The sequence below is a fragment of the Basfia succiniciproducens genome (genome assembly GCF_011455875.1).
Taxonomy (GTDB): domain Bacteria; phylum Pseudomonadota; class Gammaproteobacteria; order Enterobacterales; family Pasteurellaceae; genus Basfia; species Basfia succiniciproducens.
The window spans coordinates 1,493,023-1,515,878 of record NZ_CP015031.1; the positions used below are offsets into that span (position 1 = coordinate 1,493,023).

Sequence of the window (22,856 nt, forward strand, 5' to 3'; positions counted from 1 at the left end):
TAAGCTACATTAAACGCCGATAAGGATGATATTTCAAGTTATTTTGTAGCAAGAAAATGAAATAAAAAAACTTTATGAATTCTGACCGCACTTTGGGGCGTATGTGATACGCCCCTAGGATTCGATTATGAAAATTTACAACACGCCCTTACTGCTCGGCATTTCATTTCCTTCGATTTTAATCGCCTGGCGCAAAGTTCTGCCGAAAGCTTTAAACAAGGCTTCGATTTGATGGTGAGCATTGTCGCCTTTAACGGATAAATGCAAGGTTGCAAGCAAGGTATAGGCAATAGACTGGAAAAAATGCTCCGTCATTTCGGTGCTGAAATCGCCCACTTTGTCACGATTGAATTTCGCTTTGAATTTGAAATACGGGCGACCGGATAAATCCAGGGCGCATTCCGCTTTGCATTCGTCCATAGGCAGCACAAAACCAAATCGCTGAATACCGCGCTTATTGCCGATAGCCTCTTTTAACGCCGCGCCCAGTGCCAATGCGACATCTTCGATGGTATGGTGATCGTCAATATGCAAATCGCCTTTGCAGCTGACATTCATGCGAAACCCGCCATGAGTAGCGATTTGATCAAGCATATGATCAAAAAAACCGATACCGGTATTAATTTGATTCACCCCGGCTTCATCCAACCAGACTTCCACTTTGATGTCGGTTTCTTTGGTTTTGCGAGCCACAACGGCATGACGCGGTTGACCTAAACCTTTCGGATCCGCCACAGGTTCCCGTAATAATTTTTCGGCGATCATATCCCAGTCTAAATTTTCCGGATGATACTGCAATGCGCGAATACCCAGATTTTCAGCCAGTTGAACGTCTGTCGCCCGATCGCCGATAACAAAGCTGTCTGCGGGATCAAATAATTTTTTATCAATGTACTTTTTCAACAATTTAATTTTCGGTTTACGGCAATCACAGTTGTCTTCCGGCTTATGCGGGCAGATTAAAATATCATCAAATTCAATGCCTTGCGAACGAAAAACAGCTAACATGGCATTATGCGGCTTATCAAAATCTTCCTGCGGAAATGAATCCGTTCCCAAGCCGTCTTGATTCGATACCATCACAAAACGATAACGATTTTTTAATTTGAGCAACGCCGGAATCACATTACGTTCGAATTTGAGCTTTTCTAAACTGTCAATTTGAAAATCGGTTTTCGGCTCGTCGATTAACGTGCCGTCACGGTCGATGAATAGGGTTGGTTGTTGAGTCATATAGTGTCCTTGTAAGGCAGGCTTACCCGCCCACCATCAATGCAACATAAAGTGCGGTTAAAATTCCGGATTTTTTGGGGCCGGCAAGCCCTACGATTATGCGAGTTTAAGCGCAGCCACTGTTTTTTCTAATTCCGCTCTAGTTCCAATCGAAATCCGAATACAATTTTGCAAACCAAAGGCTTTGTGCTGATCACGCAAGATAATGCCCTTTTCCCATAAGGCGTTAAACACTTTTTCACCATCCTGGAATTTCACCAGTACATAATTAGCTTCGGTGGTGAAAATATCTACTACGCTTGGGATTTGTTTGAGTTCGCCAATCAACCACGCGCGATTTTCCAATACCTCTGCAACCCGCATTTTCATTTGTGCTACGCCCTGTGGCTGTAAAGCCTGAGCGGCAATATCCGAAACGGGTACCGGCAACGGATAAGGGGCAATCACTTTTTGCAGCACGCCGATAAGCTCAGGATTTGCCAAGGTAAAACCGCAACGTAATCCCGCCAGAGCAAAGGCTTTGGAAAGCGTACGGATAATGGCTAAGTGTGGATAATTTCCCAGTTGTTTTATCATCGAAGTTTCAGGGCTGAATTCAATATAGGCCTCATCCACTACTACAATAGCGCTGCCGGCTGTAATGTCCAACAAACGAATCAAATCCGCCTGATTTAACACATTACCTGTCGGGTTATTCGGACTACACACAAAAATCACTTTTACGCCTGCTAAATTTTTTTCAATTTCAGGTAAATCCAGCTGAAAATCCGCTGTTAACGGTACGGTTTTAGTGGCAATACCTAGCGTTTCCGCACTCACGGCATACATGCCGTAAGTAGGCGGACAGTAAAGTACTTTGTCTTCCGGTTCGCAAAACCCTTTAATCAACAATTCAATGCTTTCGTCGCCGCCTCGGGTCACAATCACATTTTCAGGTTTTACATCCGCGTAAGCGGCATAGCCCTTTATCACCGCTTCAGGTTGCGGTTCGGGATAACGGTTAAAAATACGCTCGGAAAGGTTAAAGTCCGGCGAAGTCGGGTATTCGTTGGCATTCAGCCACACATCGCCGTTACCGCCCAACCGACGTGCGGATTGATATGGCGTTAAGGCTTGAACGTTTTTTCGCGAGAGTTGTGAGATGCTCATATTATCTTCCTTTTCTTTCGTAGGAGCGGATTATTTAATTTTTGCTAATCGAATCGATACTGCCTGTTTATGCGCATCCAACCGTTCCGCCGCTGCCATCACTTCAACGGTTTTAGCTAAATCTTTAAAGCCTTGCGGGCTGAGTTCCTGTACCGTCATGCGTTTGCTGAAATCCGCCAGACCTAGGCTGGATGAAGTCCTGGTATAGCCGTAAGTAGGTAAAACATGGTTAGTACCGCTGGCATAATCTCCCATACTTTCGGGGCTGTAGGCACCTAAGAAAATTGAGCCTGCATTATCGATATTCGGTAATAAATCACGGGCGTTTTGTACTTGAACCACCAAATGTTCCGGCGCATATTCATTACTGATTTCAACACATTGCTGTAAATTTTCAGCAATAAAAATGCGACTGTGCGCTAACGCTTTTTGCGCAATTTCGGAACGTGGCAAGGTGGTCAGTTGGCGTTCGACGGCGAGTTCGGTTTCCAGCGCCAATCGTTCGCTCGGCGTAACCAGTATGACTTGGCTGTCGGCACCGTGTTCCGCCTGAGAAAGCAAATCACTCGCCACAAAATCAGGATCGGCATTTTCATCGGCAAGTACCAGCACTTCCGACGGCCCCGCCTGCATATCAATGGCGGCGCCGTTCACCGCCTGGCTTACCTGGCGTTTAGCTTCCGTCACAAAGGCATTGCCCGGTCCGAAAATTTTATCTACTTTCGCTACGGTTTCCGTACCGAATGCCATTGCAACGACGGCCTGTGCGCCGCCTACCTGATAAATGGTTTCTACGCCGCAAAGATTCGCCGCATAAAGGATCGCATCGGCAATCGGTGGCGGCGAACAGAGCACGATTTTTTTACAGCCTGCAATTTTGGCAGGAATTGCAAGCATTAATACGGTTGAAAACAGGGGCGCCGAACCGCCGGGAATATATAATCCCACACGATTAATCGGGCGGGTCAGCACTTGGCAACGTACACCCGATTGGGTTTCGACATCCGCCTCGACGGGAACCTGTGCAAGATGGAAAGCTTCGATATTTTTCTTCGCATTTTGAATGGCTTGTTTTAATTCTTCCGGCAGGCGTTGCGCAGCTTCCTCAATTTGCTGTTCGGAAACCTCCAAACTATTCAATTTTACTCTATCGAATTTTTCCGAAAGCTCAAACAGCGCTTTATCGCCATTGGCAGCCACATTTTCCCGAATGGCATCCACCGCATCTTTAATGTTCCCCGCCGCAGAAATCGCCGGGCGTGTAAGGGCTTGTTTCTTTTCTTGTTCGGTTAAATCTTTCCAAATTAGGGTTTGCATATTTATCTCCGTTTTTCTCTTTCTTAAATCTCCCCTAAATTCCCCTCTTTAACAAAGGGGAACGGAGAACGATCTCAAGCCAGCATTTTTTCAATAGGTAACACCAGCACCGAACTTGCGCCTTTTTCTTTTAACTGTTCCATAGTCTCCCAGAACAGATTTTCCTGACTGACCACGTGAACAGCCACTTTAGTATCGTCGTGGGCAAGCGGGAGAATTGTCGGATTTTCCACTCCCGGTAACAGCGCGGTAATTTCTTCCAATTTATCTTTCGGCGCGTGTAGCATAATGTATTTGGATTCATCGGCTTGTTGTACGCCTTGAATACGGGTGAGAATTTTATCCACCAACGCCTGTTTTTCCTCCGACAGCGGTTCCTTACGTTGAATTAAGCAGGCTTTTGAACGATAAATCACTTCCACTTCTTTTAAACCGTTGGCTTCAAGAGTAGCGCCGGAGGAAACCAAATCGCAAATGGCGTCGGCTAAGCCGGCACGCGGTGCGACTTCAACGGAACCGTTTAATAAAATACTTTTGAAAGGAACGCCCTGTTCTACCATATAGCGTTTTAGTAATTGAGGATAAGAGGTAGCAATGCGGCAATCGCGCAGCGATTCGGGGCCGTCAAATTCAACATCGCTATCCACCGCCAGCGACAAGCGACAACCGCCGAATTCTAAACGGCGCAACATTTTATATTCCACTTTGTCGCCTGCCGCCGTGCGGGTTAATTCTTCTTCCTCCAACACGTTTTCGCCGATAATGCCTAAATCGACCACACCGTCAAACACCAATCCGGGAATATCATCATCACGTACTCTTAAAATGTCGATGGGTAGATTTTCCGCATAAGCAATTAATTTTTGTCCTTGTAAATTAATTTTTACACCGCATTGTTTAAGTAATTCTTGAGATTCATCACTTAAACGGCCTTTTTTCTGCATTGCAATTCTTAAACGTTTATTGGTTGACATATTGTATTTCCTTTTATTGTTTTTTATTTAATCGGGTTAAATCCGGAGTATAAAAAAACCTCCCGAAAGTTTCCTTCCGAGAGGTTTAGCAATCCTGTTTCCACACTTGCCCGGAAGTTTTCTTTTCTTCCGAACACCACAAAACGCCCGAAAGATCAATCAGGGTGATGATGGTGATGAGATAAAGTGCGGTTGAAGTTCATGTTATTTCTCCAATTTTTCTATGCCCTTTAACTTACTGCAAAATCTTTTAAGCCGCAAGCTGTTTTTGCTATTTTTTATGATTTTTTTGCACGGATAAAAAGTAATACGGGGCGGTGCTGCAAATCCTTAAATTCCGTTTGCCACTCCGCTTGGTCGGCAAGCATGGGCTCCGCCATTTTCTCAATTGTAAAACCCGCCTGTATTAAATTATTTACGATTGTTGAAATCGTTCGATGATAAGTTAAAAACGGCTGTTTAAACCAACTGCGCTCCCGCTTGCCTTCATCCCGATAAAAATTCAGACGATAAGCGATTTGTTGTTTATTTTCATCTTTTTCCCAGCGTTCTCCGCCCTGATAGGCGGTGACGACGGGATGCTCCTGAGAAAAAACCAAGCTTCCCCGCGCCGTTAATTTATTAGAGATTTTCGTCAACAATGCAGGAAAATTTTCAACATAGTGGAAAGCAAAAGAGCTGGTAATCACATCAAATTGTGCCTCCGGCAGTTGATCAAGTTGTTCCATGGGAAGATGGTGCAAACTAAAGCTGCCTGATGAAAACTGCGGTTGATTTTCGCAGAATTTCCCCAAATCGATTTCCGCCTGTTTCAGCATACTTGCAGAAAGATCGATGCCCACTACTCTTTTTGCCCCCAGCCGCAAATACATCTGCAAATGCTCGCCTGTTCCGCAGCCCATATCCAGCAAGGTTTTACCTGTTATATCAGGCAATAAAGACAGCATAGTCGGTTTCTCGACTATTTCATTTAAGCTGCCGGGATTGGCGCGAAGTTTTTGGTATAACTCAAAAAATCCTTCGCTGTCATAAACGGATTCTTTCATAGCAATAAATCAATAAAAAATACAGGCACGGGAAATTTTCCGTGCCGGTTATAAGGCCTGAGCAGGTGATTTAACCTTTAAATTCCGGTAACCAGCCGAACTGCATAGCAAGCTGGGACAGGATATTTAACACGCCGAAAATAATAATGAAATACACCATTAAATTACCGCCGAAGCAACTATAAGAAGGTTTGTTGAATTTTTTCCGGCTCGCTTTCGCCAATAATGCCGGCACGATAGCCGCCCAAATCGTTGCCGCCAGCCCCGCGTAACCAATGGCGATAACGAAACCGTAAGGGAATTGCAAACTGAGTAATAATGGCGGCAAAAAAGTCACTAATGCCGTTTTCGTTCTGCCGGCTTTGCCGTCGTCAAAACCGCAAAGATCCGCAATATAATCGAATAAACCCAAGGTCACGCCTAAAAATGAACTGGCTATTGCCATATAAGCAAAGAATTTCAACGCCAGAGCGATATAATCCGTTTGAATATATTTACTTAATGCCGCAAGTAATGCCGCAATATCGCCGCCTTTTTCAATAACCGGAACAAATTCCGCACGCGGTAAATTCCCTTGAATTGCTAATTGCCACAAAATATAGATAATCAGTGCAATAAATGTGCCGACAAAAACGGATTTCGAAACCTTGCCCGCATCACGATTATAGTACTTAACCAGACTTGGCACGTTTTGATGAAATCCGAAGGAAACCAGGCATACCGGCAGAGCCACTAAAGCATAAGGCAAATATTGAGTATCCTGCGAAGTTGCCGAGTTAAGCAGTACATCGGCATTAGCGGATGAAATCAATCCCGATACGGAAAGGAAGAAAGAAATAACCATACCGCCAATGAGTATCGTACTAAAGCGATCCACGGCTTTTGTGGAAAACCATACAAAAACGGCAAGCACAAAGGTAAAAATTAATGATCCGGAAGATCTGCCGATTTCTACCGCACTTTGTTCGGAACTCAATAACTGATTAAGGAAACCCTCTGTAATCCCACCGCCGGAAGTAATGTAAGCATAGGTTAAAATATACAGCACAAACGCCAGCGACAGGCCGTTTAAGATATTCCATCCCTTCCCGAGCAGATCTTTTACGATGGTGTCAAAACTTGAGCCCGTGGGATAATGCAAATTGGCTTCTAACAACATCAAGCCCGATGACATCATGCAAAACCAGGTATAGATTAGAATTAATAATGATCCTAAAAACCATACGCCGGCGGTTGAAATCGGGTTGGCTAACATTCCCGCACCGATTGTTCCGCCGGCAATAATCATTGCGCCGCCAAGCAAAGAAGGTTGTTTTTTGTTTTTCATAGATTTTTCCATAAAGGTTTTCCATGTTAAATAACTTTTTGAACTATTATAGTAGTACATTTAAGAAAGACAAGTATAAAACAAAGAAAATTATCGGCGGATAACAAGGATTCGATAGCGGTCTGCCAAGTACTAAAAAGTGCGGTCAAAAAAGCGATTTTTTCTAACTTATTAAAAATATTAAGTATTATCTAACAAACAAGGCGAACGGTTAATCACCATCAACGAAAGTTGCACGACCCAACCGATTGATAAGGCAAAAACTACAGTACCAATCCCCACCGTGCCGCCTAACAGAAAACCTAACAGGCAAACCGTTACTTCAATACTGGTACGCACAATGCCGATTCGCCAGTGAAAACGCTGGCAAAGCCCCACCATTAAGCCGTCTCTGGGACCGGCTCCTTGGTGGCAGGTTAAATAAAATGCGGTGCCGACACCAAAACAAAACACGCCGATAAAAACAAAAACCAAACGTCCGAGCAAGCTTGTAGGCGCGGGAACATAAGCGGTGGTAATGCCGAGAAATAAAGCGATCACGAGAATATTCAGCAAAGTGCCGAGACCCAGTTTTAATTTTAGCGGAAACCAGGCGAGCATAACCATGATACTGATCAACAGCGAAGCCCAGCCCACACCGAATCCGCCCTGCAAAGCCACGCCTTGCGAAAGAATGGTCCAGGGCGCCGACCCCAAATTGGATAACAGCAGCAATCCGTCCCCGATTCCCACAATCACAAAAGAGAGCAGCAAAACGCTAAGAGATCTGAATTCCAGAGACCAAAACGAGGTTGCCGTCCAGCGGGTTTGAGGAAGAATTTGATGTTTTTTTGACATATAAATAAGCGCTTATCCAATTCGATTGGGATTATCATAATTTAAGGAAATCGAAAATAAAATGAAATTAAACGCATAATATATACTAAAAGAGGATAAAAATTCTTAGAAAAAATGATTTAACTCGCATTTTTACGCTTTTCCACAAGATTTTTTAACTAAAAATCAGTATAGTAGCGGGGATTTTCTAATCTCTATAATTTTAATTCATTCTGAGGTTCTATATGAGCATGTTAACCAGCCTTCTGGGTATTTTTGTGTTATTAGCCATTGCTTATTCTCTTTCGAGCAATCGCAAAGCAATTAATTTCCGCACTGTAGGGGGAGCGTTATTAATTCAAATCTTAATCGGCGCATTTATTTTATACGTGCCGGCAGGTCGGGATATTTTACTTTCGATGGCAAACGGCGTAGCAAAAGTAATTTCTTACGGTAACGAAGGGATTAAATTCGTGTTCGGCGGTTTAGCCGGCGATAAAATCTTTGAGGTATTCGGCGGCGACGGTTTTATTTTCGCCGTGCGTGTGTTACCGAGTATCGTCTTCTTCTCCGCATTGATTTCCCTGCTTTACTATATCGGCGTTATGCAATGGGTGATTAAAATCATCGGCGGCGCATTGCAGAAATTGCTCGGTACATCAAAATCTGAATCTATGTCGGCGGCTGCTAACATTTTCGTGGGTCAAACCGAAGCGCCTTTAATCGTTAAACCTTATATCAGCCGCATGACCGAATCCGAATTATTCGCGGTAATGTGCGGCGGTTTAGCCTCTATCGCCGGTTCCGTTATGGCGGGTTATGCCGGTATGGGCGTGCCGTTGACTTATTTAATCGCCGCTTCATTTATGGCGGCGCCTGCGGGTTTATTGTTTGCGAAAATTCTAGTGCCGCAAACAGAAAAATTTGACGATGCCATCGAACATGTCGAACTTGAAAAACCGGCAAATATTTTAGATGCGGCGGCAGGCGGCGCCTCATCGGGTTTACAATTAGCCCTCAACGTAGGTGCGATGTTAATTGCTTTTGTGGCGTTAATTGCTTTAATCAACGGTATTTTAGGTGGTGTCGGCGCTTGGTTCGGCATGCCCGAATTATCATTAGGTGAAATTTTCGGTTGGATTTTCCGTCCGCTAGCCTGGTTAATCGGCGTACCTTGGGAAGAGGCCGGCGTTGCAGGTCAAATGATTGGTACAAAACTTGCCATTAACGAATTTGTCGGTTATTTGGAATTCACCAAATACTTAACGCCTGAAACCCCAATGGTATTAGGCGATAAAACAAAAGCCGTTATCACTTTCGCTTTATGCGGTTTTGCCAACTTCAGTTCGATCGCTATTTTAATCGGCGGCTTGGGCGCCATGGCGCCGAATCGTCGCGGCGATATCGCACGCCTTGGTATAAAAGCGGTTATTGCCGGTTCTCTTGCCAACTTAATGAGTGCAACCTTAGCGGGCTTATTTATCGAATTAAGCGGTGTTGCGTTAGGCTAATATTAAATTTGCGTTAAAAGTGCGGTATAATTTACCGGATTTTTAAATTGCCCGTAATTCTCAACACCACGAGTAAGTCGTGGTGTTGTTGTTTTAATCAAAAGAAAACGTTTGCTTAAAAAATAAACGCTGACCAAAAGAGGAAACTTCTATGACTCCACATATTAATGCGCCTGAAGGTGCTTTCGCTGATGTTGTTTTAATGCCGGGCGATCCACTGCGAGCAAAATATATCGCCGAAACTTTCTTGGAAAACGCAAAAGAAGTCACCAATGTACGTAATATGCTTGGTTACACCGGAACTTACAAAGGTCGCCCCGTTTCCGTAATGGGGCACGGTATGGGCATTCCGTCTTGTTCTATTTATACAAAAGAGTTAATTACCGAATACGGCGTGAAAAAAATTATCCGCGTAGGCTCATGCGGTGCAGTTCGTAATGACGTTAAAGTGCGCGACGTAATCATCGGTTTAGGCGCCTGTACGGATTCCAAAGTAAACCGCATTCGTTTTAAAGATAACGATTTTGCCGCAATTGCGGATTTCGATATGACTCAAGCGGCAGTGCAAGCGGCAAAAGCCAAGGGCATCAATTATCGCGTGGGCAATCTGTTCTCTGCGGATTTATTTTATACGCCGGATGTGGAAATGTTCGACGTCATGGAAAAATACGGCATTTTAGGGGTGGAAATGGAAGCCGCCGGCATTTACGGCGTTGCCGCCGAATTTGGTGCGAAAGCATTAAGCATCTGTACCGTATCCGACCATATACGCACCGGCGAACAAACTTCTTCGGAAGAACGCCAATTAACCTTCAACGATATGATCGAAATCGCTTTAGAAAGCGTATTGTTAGGCGATCAGGCTTAATTGTTCAAAAGTGCGGTAAAAATTTCCGGATTTTTTACCGCACTTTTTTCTTGTCCCCGCATTTTGCAGATATTTCATTCACTAAGCCCTATTAATCGGGTAAACTAAGCCCATTATTTTTTACTCATGGAGCGCACAATGAATTTTATTGGGAAAATCCTAGGTTTTATTATCGGTTACCGTTTCGGCGGACTGTTCGGTGGTATCGCCGGGCTTATTTTAGGCCATATCGCGGATAAAAAATTATATGAATTAGGTAGCGTAAATTCGTCATTTTTTAGCAAAAAAATTACCCGCCAGTCACTATTCATGCAAACTACCTTCGCCGTATTGGGGCACTTAAGCAAAGCCAAAGGGCGCGTTACCGAAGAAGATATTCAGCTAGCGAACAATCTAATGAGCCAAATGCAATTGGATGTCGCCAACCGCCAACTTGCGCAAAATGCTTTTAACCGCGGTAAAGAAGCGGATTTCCCGGTACGCGAAGTAATTCGTGAATTCCGTATAGGCTGCGGTCAGCGCGCCGATTTACTACGTATGTTTTTACATATTCAGGTACAGGCCGCGTTTGCCGATTCCAACTTGCATAATAATGAAAAAGAATTGCTTTTTGTGATTGCCGAAGAACTTGGTCTTTCCCGATTCCAATTTGATCAAATGTTAGCCATGGAAATGGCCGCCCGCCAATTTACCCAAGGCGGATTCTACCGTCAACAGCAATATCAGCAACAAAGTCACCAACAATATAATCAAGAAAATTATCAAAATTCCTACCGCACTTCGTCAGGCCCTACGGTAGAAGACGCCTACAAAGTGCTGGGCGTTAACGCCGGTGATAACCAACAAACGGTAAAACGCGCTTATCGTCGTTTAATGAACGAACATCACCCGGACAAACTTGTAGCGAAAGGACTACCGAAAGAAATGATGGAAATGGCAAAAGAAAAAGCGCAACAAATCCAGGCGGCTTACGATTTAATCTGCAAAGTGAAAGGTTGGAAATAATGGCATTTCCTCTGCGCCCTTTTCCGTTGTTGTTAGCCGTATTTATCAGCCTGCTCGCAATTTGGTCTGCGGTTGAGCCGGTCTCCCGCGCAGTGTGGTATGCGGAGGTAGTGCCGGTTTTCGCGGTATTTATGCTGTTGATTGTCACTTATCCTTGGTTTCAATTCAGCAATCCGGCTTATTTTTGTATGTCTCTTTGGTTGATTCTGCATTTAATCGGCGCCCATTACACTTTTGAACTGGTGCCTTTTAAATGGGGAAGCGATTTACTTGCCGGCTGGTTAGGCGAAGGGCGTAACCATTTTGACCGTGTCGCCCATTACATCATCGGTTTTTATAGCTTCCCTATGGCGGAATTTTTATTACGCCGTAAACTGACCGGCCCTATTGTCGCCGGATTTTTCAGCCTGTTTTTTATCATGTCGGTTGCCGCCGGTTATGAGTTGATTGAATGGCAATACGCGGTTATCGCAGGCGGTCAGGAAGGCATTGCCTTCTTGGGCTCGCAAGGCGATGTGTGGGATGCGCAAAAAGATATTCTTGCCGATACCCTGGGCGCATTAACCGCCCTGCTCTTGTTTTATTTTATTCGCCCGGATAAAAAGTATTCATAATGCGTGTTATTTTAGCTCCTATGCAAGGCGTGCTGGACGCTTTTGTGCGCCAATTGCTTACTGAAGTCAATGATTACGATCTCTGTATTTCCGAATTCGTGCGAGTAGTTGACCAGCTGCTACCGGAAAAAGTGTTTTATCGCCTTTGCCCCGAACTGAAAAATGCCGGCAAAACAACCGCCGGTACGCCTATACGAGTCCAACTTCTCGGTCAATTTCCCGAATGGCTGGCGGAAAATGCGGTGCGCGCCGTTGAATTAGGGTCTTTCGGCGTCGATCTTAACTGCGGTTGTCCGTCAAAAACGGTAAACGGCAGTCATGGCGGCGCCTCTTTATTAAAACAACCGGAATTAATTTATCAGGCGACCCGAGCCATTCGAACCGCCGTACCTAAACATTTGCCGGTCAGCGTAAAAGTGCGCCTGGGCAGGGATTCCGCCGACTTCGCCTTTGATATTGCCGATGCCGTTCAACAAGGCGGGGCGAATGAAATCACTATTCACGGACGAACAAAAGCCGACGGTTACAAAGCGGAACGAATCAACTGGGAAAAAATCGGTGAATTGCGCCGAAAACTCGCTATTCCGGTAATTGCCAACGGTGAAATCTGGAACTGGCAAGACGGACAAAATTGCCTTGCGGTAACGGGATGCGAAGATTTAATGATTGGGCGCGGTGCGTTAAATATTCCTAATTTAAGCCGGGTGGTCAAACGTAACGAAGAAAAATTGCCGTGGCATAAAGTGATACGGATTTTGCAAAAATACGCTCATTTAGAAAATATTCATGACACAGGTTTTTATCATGTGGCTCGCATTAAACAATGGCTGCAATATTTAAAAAAAGAATATCCGCAAGCTACTATGCTGTTTGACTATATTAAAACCTGTCATAATGCGGACGAATTACGAATAAAAATGGAACACTTACAATGAAATACCAATGGATCTTTTTTGATGCCGACGAAACCCTTTTTTCCTTCAATGCTTTTGCCGGGCTACAAAAGTTGTTCGCCGATAACGGGTTAAAATTTAACGAGCAGGATTTTACTCAATACGAGAAAGTCAATAAACCTCTTTGGGTAAAATATCAAAATGCGGAAATCAGTGCGGAACAGATTCAAACTATCCGGTTTGAGCCTTGGGAGCAAAAGTTAGGCAAAAGTGCGGTCGAAATTAATCAAGATTATATGCTTGCGCTCGCGGATCTGTGTAAGCCTCTGGACGGTGTAATAGAAACCATTCACACCCTGGAAAAACAGGCAAAACTGGCAATTATTACAAACGGCTTTACCGCCTTGCAACATCTTCGTCTGCAAAGAACCGGTTTAGCACAATATTTCCAGTTTATTACTATTTCACAAGAACTCGGCATAGCCAAACCGGACGCCCGAATCTTCGAGCATAGTTTACAACAGGCGGACATTGAAGATAAAAGCCAGGTGTTAATGGTAGGCGATAACTTACATTCGGATATTTTAGGCGGAAAGAACGCCGGCTTGGATACTTGTTGGTTAAGTTATGACAAAGCCAACGATAGTGATATTGCACCGACTTACAGCATTAAGAAATTTAATGAATTACTGGATGTGGTGGCGGCTTAATTAAAATTTCTCACTTTTTTAACCGCACTTTTAACAAAAATAACAAAAACGGCACTTTAAACTGAAGTGCCGTTTTGCTTATTATTTAGTCGGTTTGTTACATTGGGTAACGGCGCCGATTTTTGTGCAATAAGAGCCGTCACTGGCATAAGTATGTTTTCCGGTGTTGTAATATACCGTGCCTTTGTTACTGTATGTGGTATTACCTACCCGATTATAAATCGAACCGTCCTGCCCATGCACCGAATTACCTTGCTGGCTGAAAACCGCACTGTTATTATTGCCCATATTTCCTACTTGATTACCCATTTTATTTAACGTGGGGGAAACGGCTAATACTAAAACCGGCGCGGCAATAATTAATGCCAACAGCCAGATGACCATTTTATCCATCGCAAAACCTCCAATAAAAAAGTACGCCCGACACGTACTTTTTGACAATAAACACCGGCGAATGTTCAGCCGAATTTTGAAAGTCTAGCGATCCAATCCTAAAACTTTACGTCCGTTAATGCTGGCGATATTCACCATTTCATCCAAATTAGGGAAACGGCAACCTGCCGCAAGCAAGCTCAGTTCCTGCCACATATCGCCTTCGCACAACGGCACCATATAATCGCAGATATTATCCGTACCTAAGGCGACCGTAATACCTTCCGGAATCATTTCATCGGCAGGCGTTAAAGCATTATGGAACGGCATTAATTCTTCTTTACGGTTACTATCAATCCATGCCATCGGGCAGGCGATTATCATCATTTGAGCTTCACGCATTTTTTTGTAAAGTTCATAGCGATATTCTCTTGAATGTGCACCGATAGAAATACCGTGAATCGCCACCACGCGCCCCTGCATGCCGTGTTCAATGGTTTTATCACAGAGTTGCTCGGTTTCTTTTTCTTTCGGCGTGTTGAATTGGTCAACGTGAACATGGCACATAATACCCAACGATTTCGCTTTATCCAATAAAATATCCATTGCTTCCAGACCCCGACCATAGTCTAATTCGTCACGATAAGGAAGCCCGCCAATCATATCCACCATTTCCGAACCGATATCAAACCATTTGCGAGCCGTAGGTTCAATCACGCCTTTTAAAGTTTGATTCGCAAATTTAAGAATAATATCGTTTTTATACACGTCACGGGCTTTATGCGCCGCAATAATTGCCCGATCTTCGCAAATCGGATCGATATCTACAAAGGTACCGAATGCCGTTACGCCTTGAGAAATCATTAATTCGATAGACTGACAAAAACGAGCGTAATAATCTTCCACACTTGAAGTGCGTTTTACCTCGTCCACCAAATCCCATTTTTGCTGTAAATTACTATTATGATAAATATGAATTTTTTCCGGGGTCATGGTGAACGCGCGGTCGGCATGGGCATGTGCGTTAACCCAACCGCCTTTTTTGATAATCTCATCTCTTATGTAAGTTTTAAAACTGCGAACATGATTCTTCATGATTACTCCGTAATGCTATTTGAATTGATTGAAAATGGATAGGATTAAACAAAACAAATGAATTATTAATTGAAAAAAGAAGAGCAATCAATGGGCAAGAACGCACACCGACTGTTTTGAAAAGAATGTTATGAAAAATTCTCTGATTTTTGATTAATAACATTGTTATCTAGTCCTTAGTTGGTACTAGCTGGATAGTATAAATTGTTATATTACAAAAATATAATCGGTTTTGGCTATCGGTTTAAAACTTATATGTTGACCATAATTACTTCGCCATAAACGAACGGCTTTGAGTAAAGACTTCCAGGAATAAACCCAGCGGCGGACGTAATGAGGATTCTTTTTCATAATCCACATTATATTTCTGGTATTGTCCTTTACGATCAATATGATATTGGTTGCCATTAGGGCTAATGATGACATTCCAGCGGTAATTGCCGACCAATATCCAATCCGCCTTGCGCGAAATATTTATCAGGCTTTCTCCTTGGGCGTAATCGGTCATCGGATTTTCCACTTTAAAGACATTCTGCATTAGAGTCGGCACCAGATCCACATGGCTGGTTAATTTGCTTTGCTGTTCGTTCAGCAATGCATTCCAACGGATAATCATCGGCACTTGGATTTCATCCAAACCGAAATAATCGATATGTTCTTTATCGGATAATTGGAAAGCATGACCATGATCTGCGGTAATAATCACGATGGTTTTATCCAATAAACCGCGCTCCTGCAATTGCTCGAACACAATTTGCAGCTGAACATCCACATTGCCCAATTGGTTATCGTAAATTTCCGTTTCTTCCTCTTTGGATTTCGGATCCGCATTCTGCACTGCGGTTAGCACATCCAAGTCTAAATAACTAAACCAAGCCTGATCTAAATGCGCTTTATTTAACCAAATTAACCAATTTTTTACCGCACTTTGATTGCCCGCTTTAATTCTCGGCAAATTCACTTTTTGGAATAGCGCCTGTCTGAATAAACTGTCTTTAAAATTGTTGGCGGAAAACAAACCCATTTGATAATGTTCCGCCTGCAATTTCTTAAACAGCTCGGATTCCGTTTTATTGTGCAAAATACTGTCGGTATAACTTGCATTCAACCCGTAGAACAAGCCGGTTAAGCCTAAATTGCTATTGTTACCCGTACTGTAATGATTCATAAATTGAGCGGATTGTTTAGCGAACTCGGTTAAATTCGGCATTTTGCTTTCAATAACGGAATCGTAGCGCATACCTGAAATATTAATCAGCAATATATTCAGTTTCCGCTCGATCGGCATATAAGCCAATTTATGCTTAGGATAATCTATATTAAAGGCTTCGGGGCGACCTTCCTGTTCTAATGTCTGCGCGTATTCGGTTTTATCCAGTAGGCCGTTTTTTTCCAAAAAGGTTCGGGCGGTCATCGGGTAGGATAACGGGAAGTTTGATTTCTGCATGGTAATCGGGCGATAAATATAGGCGTCCGCCCAAGCATAAATTAAGTGGGTCGCCACAAACATGGTGACAAAGAAAATCCCCACTTTGCGCATCCATTTCTGCCGTTCCAGGCTGCGTAACTTATTCCAGGACCAGCGGGAATACAGCATTTGAACCAGCAAAATTAACGGCATTGGCGCAAAGAAAATCTGCCAATCGCGAGAAAGCTCGCCGTCTTCGGGGTTGACCAGCAAATTCCACACCACGGACGATAAATGCAGATTGAAACGAGAAAACACTTCCGTATCAATCAACAGTAATGTCAGACAAATTGTAGTAACGATAACCGATAAACCGCGGAAAGTACGTTCGTTTTTGATAATAAAACTGAGCGGGAAGATAATCAGCAAATAACCGGCGAACACAATGAAACTGAAATGTCCGAGAATACTGATAAAGAAATAAAGTTTTCCCCAAAGGGTGGACGGCCAATCGATAATAAAAGCATAACGGGAACCAAATAAAATCGCCCAAATAATATTAAAAAGAGCAAACCAATGCCCCCACGAGATTTTCTGTGAGGTTGCTTCACGATATTGTCTGCCGTTTTTAATAAATTGCATTCTTCACTAGCCCTATCGATTATAGTTAGTGGTGTTTTGTTTTAACGGAATTCAATAAGGCGTCGGAGAAGGCTTGAGCCAATACCGTGCGCTGATTCGCCCCGACACTGCTGGTTAATAAATTCGTCACCATATTGCCTAAAACAACTAATGAAAGATCTACCGGCGCCTTGTGTTTTTCCAGGACTTCAATTATATCTTTTAAGATTTCATCAACTTGTTTGTCTTGATATTTTGAATTAATAGCCATGTTCAACCAAATTTATTTCTAATTCTATTCATCACAAAGGATGAATAGTTTACCTGATAATTTTTTAGATCCTAGCATATTTTATGCTTTATCGTTAAAAAAGTGCGGTTATAATTAGGCAAGATTTTTATTAAATATTTTAAATTTACCTATTTGGATTAAAAAATGAGTATTACCGTCAATCAAATTGTTCTGCATCAAATTATCAAACCTGCGTCGGCGAACATTCCGACTAATAACAATAATGAAACGGAAAACGGAGAAACGGCGACACAAAACACACAATTAGAAACCGTTCTACGTCAGGAATTATTGCCTATTACCGCCGAAGCGGAACAATTTATGCTGGAACTCCATCAGGCTTATCAGAATAAAACCAAAGGTTACGGCGTATTTCAAGAACAATCCCGTTTTGCACAAAGTTTGAACCGGCTGTTAGAGCGGGAAACCGATTTTCTGCCCTTTAGTTATGAAGCGGCAAAATTATTGAGTTCAGAATTAGCCAAATATGCCTTTGCGGAAAGCGGAACCTTTGTGCTTTGCCGGTACAATTTTTTAGCTACCGATTACCTGTTTATTGCTTTATTGGATAGTAAAGCCAGCGTGCTGGTTGATGAAAAATTAGAAATTCACCGCACCCAATATCTTAATATTAACCAATTCGACATCGCCGCCCGTATTAATTTAACGGATTTGCGAGTCAACGCTAATTCAAACCGTTATTTAACCTTTATCAAGGGACGAGTCGGTCGTAAAATCGGCGATTTCTTTATGGATTTTCTTGGTGCGGACGAAGGACTCAACCCGCAAGTACAAAATCAATGCTTATTGCAAGCGGTCAGCGATTATTGCCAAAAGGGCGAATTAAGCGCCGAACAATCCCAAGCGGTAAAAAAACAAGTTTTCGACTATTGCAAAGGACAAATTAATGCCGGCGATGAGATAGAATTGACTGAACTTTCCGAAACAATTCCCACTCTAAACCAGCAGCCTTTTGCCGATTTCGCCGCAGAACAGGATTACGGTTTAGAAAACAATATTCCGCCGGTGCGTTCCGCACTAAAATCCCTGACCAAATTTTCAGGTTCGGGGAAAGGGGTAACAATCAGTTTTGATGCCGAATTATTAGACAAAAGAATTTATTGGGATGATATGCAGGATACCTTAACAATCCACGGTTTGCCGGCAAATTTAAAAGATCAATTACAACGGCTTTTGAAGAATCATAATTAATTTGGCAATTCCGCTAAGTTTAGGTATCATCAGCAGATGTTTCGCCCACAAGACACAAAAGAAAGGTAAATACCATGCAAATTAAACCGATTATTACCGCACTTTTATTAGCGCTGAGTGTAACTTCCTGTTCCACCGTTAGTAAAGTTGTGTATCGTGTAGATGTGCCGCAAGGCAATTATTTGGAATCAGCGGCGGTATCTCAATTACAAGTGGGTATGACCCGCGAACAAGTGCAATACATACTTGGCACGCCGGTTCTAAACGATCCGTTTAGCACAAACACTTGGTATTACGTTTATCTACAGCAAAGAAGTTACGAAACACCCGAACAACACACCTTAACCGTGAACTTTAACCAACAAGGTACGGTTGAAAGTTTTGATTTAGACAAACCTTTGCCGGATCAAGAAAAACAAGTGGTAAACAATGCCAACATCACCATGCCAGAGTCCCAAAGCACCAGCTGGTGGCAATTTTGGAAATAACCTTAAAAAGGATTCACCATGGCTAAAATTTTATTAGTTGACGACGATACGGAACTTACGGAATTGCTTTCGGAATTATTGTCGTTAGAAGGTTTTGAAGTTCAAATCGCATGCAACGGCGAAGAAGCGTTAGCAAAAATTGACGAAAGCTACGACATAGTTCTTCTTGATATCATGATGCCGGTTTTAAACGGTATCGAAACATTAAAACGTTTAAGACAGAATTTTACTACGCCCGTTCTTATGTTAACGGCTCGCGGTGATGAAATCGATCGCGTTCTAGGTTTAGAACTGGGCGCCGACGATTATTTACCAAAACCTTTTAATGATCGCGAATTAGTCGCCAGAATCAAAGCGATTTTACGCCGTTCCGTATTAAACAAATCGGCATCTAGCGAAGAAGAAACCCCTTTCGAAGAGCGTAAGGCGATTGAATTTGCCGGTCTGACTCTCTATCCCGGTCGCCAGCAAGTCATGTATCAGGGCCAGGATCTCGAATTAACGGGAACGGAATTCGCTTTATTGTGCGTATTAATCAAACATCCGGGCGAAGTGCTTTCTCGCGAATTATTGAGTCTTGAAGCACTAGGTAAAAACCTGACATCTTTTGACCGTTCAATTGATATGCATATGTCAAATTTACGTAAAAAACTACCGACCAGACCCGATGATTTTCCTTGGTTTAAAACCTTGCGCGGACGTGGTTATATTTTATTAACTGACTAGGGGTTCCACCCCAAGTCCCATCGGGTTATGTCATGATAATAGAGAAACTTAGCAATCATTTACAGTCCGTTACAACGCAAATTTTTGCTATTTTCTGGTTTACCTTTACTCTATTATTATTGCTTGCCTTTTTTATTCCAAGCCTGGATAACCGGGTTTATTCCGCCTTAACAAGCGAACAACTGGAAACATATCAAAAGCAGATTGTTACCTCGATTCGCACTAATCAAATTTCACGATTACTTGTTGCCCCCGCTAAATTTGCCATTGATTCCACGGCACCAATCCGCCCTATTTTAATGGATAGCAACAAACGCATTATCGGTGCGCTTCCCGATGAATTGCCGACGGTACAGCAATTTGTGCTGCAATCCGCCAATGTTTCCGCACCAATGGTGAGAAATTTTAATAATATCCAGCTTGCCGGGCCTTTTATCGTTCATCTCAACACACCGGAAAACGAACCCTTTTTACTGTATTTTGTAAAAACGGTTAACCCACAAAAAGAAGGCGTTAACTTTATCTTTGACCACCCGGCGCTGATTGTCTTTCTTATTATGTTGTTTTCATCGCCGATATTATGGTGGCTGGCCTGGCGGATTGCCCACCCTTTACGTCGTTTGCAACATTTTGCCGGCCTTGTATCTAAAGGTGATTTCACCCTGCACAAAGAATTGGAAGAAAGCGGTGTTTATGAACTACGCCAATTAAGTAAAAGTCTCAACCAAATGACCGAGTCGCTGGATAATTTACTGTCAACCCGGCAAGCCCTACTCTATTCTATTTCTCATGAATTAAGAACGCCCTTAACCCGCTTGCAGTTAGCCGTTGCATTAATTCGCCGCCGGCAAGGAGAAAGCAGAGAGTTAACCCGTATTGAAACGGAAGCAGAACGTTTGGATCAAATGATCAATGATCTATTACAGCTATCCCGCAATCAATTAAAATCCGAGCTTGAACGGGAACGCTTTCCGATTACCGAAATTTGGCAAGACGTACTTGAAGATACCAAATTTGAAGCGAAACAAAGAAATATCCACTTTAAAGCAACCTGCAAGATTCCCGATGTTGCAAAATATGCAATTAACGGTAACCGTTCCGCATTAGCCAGTGCCCTGGAAAATATATTGCGTAACGCGCTGAAATATACCAATACATCTATTGAAGCGACGTTTACACTTGAAAATAATTATCTTCGCATTGATATTGACGATGACGGTATCGGTGTGCCGGAAAGCGAATATAGCAAAATTTTTACCCCGTTCTATCGAGTGGATACCGCACGCACCCGTAGTACGGGCGGAACAGGTTTAGGCTTAGCCATTGTACTGAATATTATCAAACAGCATCACGGGGAAATCGGTGCGAATAAAAGCCGTCTTAAAGGCTTATGTATTACGATGAAATTACCTTTAGACAAATAAACATCCGAAATAAAATTGGCGAGCGACAGTTTATAGTCAAACATATAAAAAGGCGGGCTAACTTAAGTAGCCCGCCTTTTTATCATCCGAGTACTGATATAAAAGTGCGGTCGGTTTTTATAAAGTTTTCTGCATTAACCGAACCAGAATAGATAACCTATGGTACCGATAACAAAGATACACAGAATATTCAGCACAACACCGGCACGAATCATATCACTTTGTTTAACCTCACCTGTACCAAACACAATGGCATTCGGCGGTGTGGCTACCGGCAACATGAACGCACAGGATGCACCTAAACCGATTAATAACGCTAAGCCCATCTCCGGCATCCCTAATGCTTGCGCAATAGAGATAAAAATCGGCACCAATAAGGCGGCACTTGCGGTGTTAGAGGTAAATTCCGTTAAGAAAACAATAAAGGCGGTAACAATCAAACCGATTACGTAAAAATGTCCGCCCTGGATAAGAAATACGATACCGTCAGCCATAACTTTACTCGCGCCGGAATCTTTTAATACCGCACTTAAAGTCAAGCCGCCGCCAAACAACAGCAACACGCCCCATTCGGTATTATCCTGAATCTGTTTCCATGAAGCGACGCCGGAAATACAAATCAAAGCCGCTGCTAATAATGCAACCACGCTATCAAAGCTGGCAATATCTTTCGGCAAACCTAACAAACCTGAAAGCATCGGATTTACGGAGGAACTGAACACCCATAAAACGGCGGTTAAAATAAAGATAAGCAAAGTAATAATTCTAGGGGTTGTCATCTCTATTTTTTCAAAATCCTGAGTAAAACGTATATTCAGTCTTGGTTTGAAAATAACATACATACAACCGATCATCAAAGGCATTAATATGATCATAACCGGCATACCGTACCATAACCAATCGGAGAAAGTCAGGTGCAACTGAGAGGCGACAATTGCATTAGGCGGACTGCCTACCAATGTCCCCATACCGCCGATACTCGCGCTATAAGCAATACCTAACAGAACAAAAGTATAGGTATTATGCTCTCGCTCACGATCCAATTGGCTTAAAATTCCCATTGCTAACGGTAACATCATTGCAGCCGTCGCCGTATTGCTAATCCACATTGACAAAAATGCGGTCACACTAAACAAATACAGCACAGCAATGAATAAATTCCCTTTTGCCAAAGCCATAATACGATTAGCAATTAAACGATCCAATTTTTGGATGTGTAATGCCGTTGCCAAAGCAAAACCGCCGAAAAACAGGAAAATAGTCGGATCCGCGAATGCAACTAAGGCATTTTTAGTGGTGACTAAGCCTAAACCAATGGCGAGTAACGGCACTAATACGGCGGTTACGGTAACGTTTAAAGCTTCGGTCAGCCATAACACACCCACAAATACAAGTAACGCCAAACCTTTATTCACATTTTGCTCAAAAGGAAGAAAGGCTAATAACAATGCAAAAATAATCACATCCGCCATAAAAATCAGCGAATTTCTAGAGAAGATGGACGGTGGAGAAACGGAAGTTTGCGTATTCATAAAGTTTACCCTCAAGTCAATGTACGGCTTTACTAAGTTAGCAATTGGTTAATTATACGCAATATAAATGTTATAAATTTGTGATTTACTTCAAAGAATATTTGCATCTTACACAGCAGAAACTGTAAATCAACGCTTTTTGTGAACATTTTTCACCGGATTTCGTTCAAATTTTATCATCATAAACAGGTTTTCCTATGATGTTTTGTAAAAATTGGAATCA

At 42.8% G+C, this 22,856-nt stretch carries 22 protein-coding genes and 1 other annotated feature; of the genes, 10 read left to right on the forward strand and 12 right to left on the reverse strand.

All coding sequences use genetic code 11. The features are described 5' to 3' along the window. Positions 1-135 precede the first annotated feature (135 nt). The 7 genes from hisB to yczE form a co-directional block, all read right to left on the reverse strand. The gene (hisB, locus tag A4G13_RS06785; protein ID WP_090656155.1) at positions 136-1,233 is read right to left on the reverse strand and encodes a bifunctional histidinol-phosphatase/imidazoleglycerol-phosphate dehydratase HisB; all 1,098 of its coding nucleotides are present in this window, start codon (positions 1,231-1,233) and stop codon (positions 136-138) included. A gap of 96 nt (positions 1,234-1,329) precedes the next feature. Next, complete coding sequence (hisC, locus tag A4G13_RS06790; RefSeq protein ID WP_090656158.1) at positions 1,330-2,382, reverse strand: histidinol-phosphate transaminase; 1,053 nt, start codon at positions 2,380-2,382, stop codon at positions 1,330-1,332. A gap of 30 nt (positions 2,383-2,412) precedes the next feature. After that, positions 2,413-3,699: a histidinol dehydrogenase gene (hisD, locus tag A4G13_RS06795; RefSeq protein ID WP_090656161.1), complete on the reverse strand. Its 1,287-nt coding sequence runs from the start codon at positions 3,697-3,699 to the stop codon at positions 2,413-2,415. Between the two features lie 74 nt (positions 3,700-3,773). Beyond that, positions 3,774-4,673 (reverse strand): ATP phosphoribosyltransferase, encoded by a 900-nt coding sequence (gene hisG / locus A4G13_RS06800; RefSeq protein ID WP_090656164.1) that lies wholly within the window; start codon positions 4,671-4,673, stop codon positions 3,774-3,776. Between the two features lie 50 nt (positions 4,674-4,723). Continuing rightward, positions 4,724-4,853, reverse strand: a sequence feature (His leader region). A 98-nt stretch (positions 4,854-4,951) separates the two neighbouring features. Further along, entirely contained in the window at positions 4,952-5,725 is a 774-nt protein-coding gene (locus tag A4G13_RS06805) for a class I SAM-dependent methyltransferase (RefSeq protein WP_176752354.1), read from the reverse strand. 64 nt (positions 5,726-5,789) lie between these two features. Continuing rightward, positions 5,790-7,046, reverse strand: a complete 1,257-nt coding sequence (mtr, locus tag A4G13_RS06810; RefSeq protein WP_090656232.1) for a tryptophan permease — start codon at positions 7,044-7,046, stop codon at positions 5,790-5,792. Positions 7,047-7,226: 180 nt separating this feature from the next. Beyond that, positions 7,227-7,883, reverse strand: coding sequence for a membrane protein YczE (gene yczE, locus A4G13_RS06815; protein ID WP_011201056.1), 657 nt, complete (start codon positions 7,881-7,883; stop codon positions 7,227-7,229). 224 nt (positions 7,884-8,107) lie between these two features. On the opposite strand from yczE, the gene A4G13_RS06820 reads away from it, so the two are divergent. The 6 genes from A4G13_RS06820 to yjjG all read left to right on the forward strand — a co-directional run bounded on the left by A4G13_RS06820 (position 8,108) and on the right by yjjG (position 13,463). Next, positions 8,108-9,373 (forward strand): NupC/NupG family nucleoside CNT transporter, encoded by a 1,266-nt coding sequence (locus A4G13_RS06820; protein WP_011201057.1) that lies wholly within the window; start codon positions 8,108-8,110, stop codon positions 9,371-9,373. A gap of 151 nt (positions 9,374-9,524) precedes the next feature. Then, a complete protein-coding gene (gene deoD, locus A4G13_RS06825) occupies positions 9,525-10,241 on the forward strand; it encodes a purine-nucleoside phosphorylase (protein ID WP_011201059.1) in 717 nt (238 codons plus the stop codon). A gap of 138 nt (positions 10,242-10,379) precedes the next feature. Continuing rightward, complete coding sequence (djlA, locus tag A4G13_RS06830) at positions 10,380-11,246, forward strand: co-chaperone DjlA (protein ID WP_011201062.1); 867 nt, start codon at positions 10,380-10,382, stop codon at positions 11,244-11,246. Continuing rightward, positions 11,246-11,860, forward strand: a complete 615-nt coding sequence (locus A4G13_RS06835; RefSeq protein ID WP_041640002.1) for a DUF2238 domain-containing protein — start codon at positions 11,246-11,248, stop codon at positions 11,858-11,860. The genes djlA and A4G13_RS06835 overlap by 1 nt, the downstream gene beginning before the upstream one ends. Beyond that, positions 11,860-12,795 (forward strand): tRNA dihydrouridine(16) synthase DusC, encoded by a 936-nt coding sequence (dusC, locus tag A4G13_RS06840; RefSeq protein ID WP_090656170.1) that lies wholly within the window; start codon positions 11,860-11,862, stop codon positions 12,793-12,795. Before A4G13_RS06835 ends, dusC begins: the two co-directional genes overlap by 1 nt. Then, positions 12,792-13,463, forward strand: coding sequence for a pyrimidine 5'-nucleotidase (gene yjjG, locus A4G13_RS06845; RefSeq protein ID WP_090656171.1), 672 nt, complete (start codon positions 12,792-12,794; stop codon positions 13,461-13,463). Before dusC ends, yjjG begins: the two co-directional genes overlap by 4 nt. An 81-nt stretch (positions 13,464-13,544) precedes the next feature. Here the strand turns inward: yjjG and A4G13_RS06850 are convergent, their stop codons facing one another. The 4 genes from A4G13_RS06850 to A4G13_RS06865 form a co-directional block, all read right to left on the reverse strand. After that, positions 13,545-13,856, reverse strand: coding sequence for a hypothetical protein (locus A4G13_RS06850; protein WP_243739727.1), 312 nt, complete (start codon positions 13,854-13,856; stop codon positions 13,545-13,547). A gap of 84 nt (positions 13,857-13,940) precedes the next feature. Next, on the reverse strand, positions 13,941-14,930 hold the full coding sequence (locus A4G13_RS06855; protein ID WP_090656177.1) for an amidohydrolase family protein: 990 nt from the start codon (positions 14,928-14,930) through the stop codon (positions 13,941-13,943). A 268-nt stretch (positions 14,931-15,198) separates the two neighbouring features. Next, positions 15,199-16,980, reverse strand: a complete 1,782-nt coding sequence (locus tag A4G13_RS06860) for a DUF3413 domain-containing protein (RefSeq protein WP_090656180.1) — start codon at positions 16,978-16,980, stop codon at positions 15,199-15,201. 25 nt (positions 16,981-17,005) lie between these two features. Further along, positions 17,006-17,230, reverse strand: coding sequence for a YejL family protein (locus tag A4G13_RS06865; RefSeq protein ID WP_041640004.1), 225 nt, complete (start codon positions 17,228-17,230; stop codon positions 17,006-17,008). A gap of 165 nt (positions 17,231-17,395) precedes the next feature. Here A4G13_RS06865 and yejK point away from each other — a divergent pair, with 165 nt between their 5' ends. From yejK to cpxA, 4 genes are all read left to right on the forward strand, one after another. After that, positions 17,396-18,463 carry a nucleoid-associated protein YejK gene (gene yejK, locus A4G13_RS06870; protein WP_090656182.1) on the forward strand — a complete coding sequence of 356 codons (1,068 nt, stop codon included), beginning with the start codon at positions 17,396-17,398 and terminating at the stop codon, positions 18,461-18,463. Positions 18,464-18,537: 74 nt separating this feature from the next. Further along, positions 18,538-18,951, forward strand: a complete 414-nt coding sequence (gene bamE, locus A4G13_RS06875; RefSeq protein WP_011201072.1) for an outer membrane protein assembly factor BamE — start codon at positions 18,538-18,540, stop codon at positions 18,949-18,951. Between the two features lie 18 nt (positions 18,952-18,969). Then, positions 18,970-19,677 (forward strand): envelope stress response regulator transcription factor CpxR, encoded by a 708-nt coding sequence (cpxR, locus tag A4G13_RS06880; RefSeq protein ID WP_011201073.1) that lies wholly within the window; start codon positions 18,970-18,972, stop codon positions 19,675-19,677. 32 nt (positions 19,678-19,709) lie between these two features. Further along, the gene (gene cpxA / locus A4G13_RS06885) at positions 19,710-21,101 is read left to right on the forward strand and encodes an envelope stress sensor histidine kinase CpxA (protein ID WP_090656185.1); all 1,392 of its coding nucleotides are present in this window, start codon (positions 19,710-19,712) and stop codon (positions 21,099-21,101) included. 134 nt (positions 21,102-21,235) lie between these two features. Here the strand turns inward: cpxA and A4G13_RS06890 are convergent, their stop codons facing one another. Further along, complete coding sequence (locus A4G13_RS06890) at positions 21,236-22,633, reverse strand: DASS family sodium-coupled anion symporter (RefSeq protein ID WP_041640006.1); 1,398 nt, start codon at positions 22,631-22,633, stop codon at positions 21,236-21,238. Positions 22,634-22,856: the final 223 nt, after the last annotated feature.